Source organism: Microcoleus sp. AR_TQ3_B6 (genome assembly GCF_036702785.1).
GTDB lineage: Bacteria > Cyanobacteriota > Cyanobacteriia > Cyanobacteriales > Microcoleaceae > Microcoleus.
On the sequence record NZ_JAUBVJ010000202.1, the window covers coordinates 1 to 3,174 of the forward strand.

Annotated in this window: 3 protein-coding genes; all 3 read left to right on the forward strand. The window is 43.1% G+C overall.

Features of this window, described 5'->3' with window-relative positions; all coding sequences use genetic code 11:
* The first annotated feature begins 185 nt into the window (after positions 1–185).
* Complete coding sequence (locus QUB56_RS36585; protein ID WP_332961254.1) at positions 186–410, forward strand: DUF4058 family protein; 225 nt, start codon at positions 186–188, stop codon at positions 408–410.
* 130 nt (positions 411–540) lie between these two features.
* On the forward strand, positions 541–1,326 hold the full coding sequence (locus QUB56_RS36590; protein ID WP_332961255.1) for a hypothetical protein: 786 nt from the start codon (positions 541–543) through the stop codon (positions 1,324–1,326).
* Between the two features lie 52 nt (positions 1,327–1,378).
* Positions 1,379–3,174 (forward strand): tetratricopeptide repeat protein (locus QUB56_RS36595; RefSeq protein WP_332961256.1); only part of this gene is annotated, 1,796 nt, incomplete at its 3' end.

The window sequence follows — 3,174 nt, forward strand, 5'->3', positions numbered from 1 at the left end:
CCTAAAGATTCTTGAAAATTCAGGCCGCTTATTGACATTAACTGAACGACTAGCTTCCCGCACCTTGACAGGGCTGGGGGCGAGACCCCCGTTCCACAATTAACTTAAGGGGCGAGACCCCCGTTCCACAATTAACTTAAGGGGCGAGACCCCCGTTCCACAATTAATCCAAATCATAAGCTGTTGTGCATTTAATTTTCACAATCCTCTCCCTTGCCTTTGCGGGCGATGGGGAACCAATTTTAGATTTACAAAGGTTATTAAATGGGGTTTACGATCGCCGCGCCGCCTATGACTTTAGAATAGATTACACCGCCGCACCCCGAAGTGCGCTGTCGGAAACCGATGCTGTTTGGCCCGATGTTTTTCTGTGGCAGAGGAGATCGATCGGACGATCGAGAGATCTTTAAGTGCTATAGCTCGCATATCTTGCAAGATGTGAGTTAAAATAAGCTTTCACAAGCTCCACATTCTGACAACTCGCGATCGGTACAAGCTATAGGTTCAATCTAAAATCTAAAATCCCCAATCTAAAACCCGATGACTTCACTGCCAGCCAACCGCGCCAAAACACTCAAAGAAGCTTACCGCCCTTGCGATGTCAAGCCTCTAACGGGCGAAAATATTGCGCGATATTACGTTGACTTGTCCGCAGTAGGGAACACAGAAGCCATCGAAGGTGTCAGCACAGATTTGGATATTCATGAACCGGGAGAATTTGACACAAATTTGTTTACCGGGGATGGGGAATGTGGCCAAAGTACAGAGTTAAAACGCATTCAGTCGCAGTGCGAAAACAAATATCGGGTGATTTACAGACAATTCGATTGGAAACGCGATGTTAATGAGGCTGAATATACCGATCTATATTTTGTTTGTGTCAAAAAAATAGCTGATGATTTAACTGAATTACGCCTGAAGTTTGACGCCAAACTCTTAGAGAGTTTTGCATCGCGGTTTAAATATGTTACTCAAGAAACTGAAGCCACTTTTCAATCTTCCGTCAGCTTGAACCACCAGCGGGTTGATGTAAGTGCCATATTTGCAGATCGACCACAGTTGCTAGATTTGGTAAAAGCTAGGGGTGCCCGCGTGCGACAGTTGATGCAAGTAAGTCGATCGGCTTGCCGCACTGCGATTACTCGCAAACACAGTAAAGTTTTGGCGAAAAATGTAACTTACGCTTTAAAACAACAGCAATTTGATTTTGAAAAATCTACTCCTGAACCAGAATATTATACAAAATTACCGGAAGTTGGCATCGAGAAAGAGATAACTAAAGAGAAAATAGGACAAAACTTATTATTCAATCTTTCCGTTGTGTAATACAACGGCAAGAGTCGGTGGAATTATGTCAACCCACTCGTAAAACAAAGCTATGCTTTCAAACAAGCCCTTGAATCAATCCAAGCCAATCCCAGAAATAGGCCGGCAAAGGATAATTGAACTAAATCAAGAGTCTTTTGACCAATTGCTGACGTTTGTCGATATTGTTCCCGACAATGCCTTTGATTTGGGATTTATCGAAAGTAATTTTGCGAAGGATAGGGATGCGATTGTTCACGCATTAATTAGCCATCCCGATTGTCAAGAGATCCAGTTTGAGGTTTGGGATTTTCCCGAGCCCGATCTGCGCTTTTTGATGGATGAAATTCTTAAGGTTTTGCCAACAGTCCAAGTTCAACCACACAAGAAGTTAATTTTAATTGTGCGGGGGTTGGAACACGCGATCGGGATTACGGGGGAATCTCCGCCGATCCTGGTAGATTTTAATGGGGTGCGAGATGCTTGTCCGATGCAAGTGCCGCATCCAATGCTTTTTTGTTTGCCGCATTATGCGATTGCGCGAATTGCTAGTTTGGCGCCGGATTTGTGGGCTAAAAATTCGGGGACTTTTGTGTTCAAAACTCCTCCAACTACAAAAGATGAGGCGGTTTCTCAAACTCTGGATGCTAGCAAGGGGATTACAAATGGCGAGGTGCCGGAAAAGCAGGAACGCATCGATTTATTAAAACGATTTTTGATGGAATATACTCCCTCGCACGGGCGCAAGGAAACTGAAGGGAATTTAAAAAATCGCATCAGAATTTTAAATGAGTTGGGAATTGCCTATCGCAGCCGGAGTGAATACCCAACAGCAAAATACTATCTAGAACAAGCGTTAGATTTGGCGAAAGATGATGAAGAATTAAGATATTTAAAAGCAAGTAGTTTGCATGAATTAGGAAGAAGTTATGCGAATCAAGGGGAAGTAGCAAAGGCGATCGCACTTTATGAAAAATCTCTCGAACTTCAGGAAAAGATTGATAATCTGCAAGGAAAAGCTGCTACTTTGCACAATCTAGCAATAATTTATGCGAATCAAGGGGAAGTAGCAAAGGCGATCGCACTTTACGAACAATCTCTCGAAATTAAGGAAAAGATTGGCGATGTTCAAGGGAAAGCTGCTACTCTGCACCAACTAGCAGGAATTTATGCCAAGCAAGAGGAAGTAGCCAAGGCGATCGCATTTTATCAAGAATCTCTCGAACTTCAGGAAAAAATTGGCGATGTTCTAGGGAAAGCTGCTACTTTGCCGCAATTAGCAATAATTTATGCGAATCAAGGGGAAGTAGCAAAAGCGATCGCACTTTATGAAAAATCTCTCGAACTTCAGGAGCAGATTGGCAATGTTCAAGGGAAAGCTGCTACTTTGCACCAACTAGCAGGAATTTATGCCAATCAAGGGGAAGTAGCTAAGGCGATCGCATTTTATGAAGAATCTCTCGAACTTAAGGAAAACATTGGCAATCTTCAAGGGAAAGCTGCTACTTTGCACTGTCTGGCAATAATTTATGCGACTCAAGGGGAAGTAGCCAAGGCGATCGCATTTTATGAACAATCTCTCGAACTTGAGGAAAAGATTGGCAATATTCAAGGGAAAGCTGCTACTTTGCACTGTCTAGCTATAATTTATGCCAATCAAGGGGAAGTAGCAAAGGCGATCGCCTTTTATCAAGAATCTCTCGAACTTCAGGAAAAAATTGGCAATGTTCCAGGGAAAGCCGCTACTTTGCACTGTCTCGCAATAATTTATGCGACTCAAGGGGATGTAGCCAAGGCGATCGCATTTTATCAACAATCTCTCGAACTTAAGGAACAGATTGGCGATGCTCGAGGGAAAGCTGCTACTTT

Coding starts and splice junctions, on each gene's coding strand:
- QUB56_RS36590 (WP_332961255.1), top strand. CDS start 541: ATGACTTCACTGCCAGCCAACCGCGCCAAAACACTCAAAGAAGCTTAC.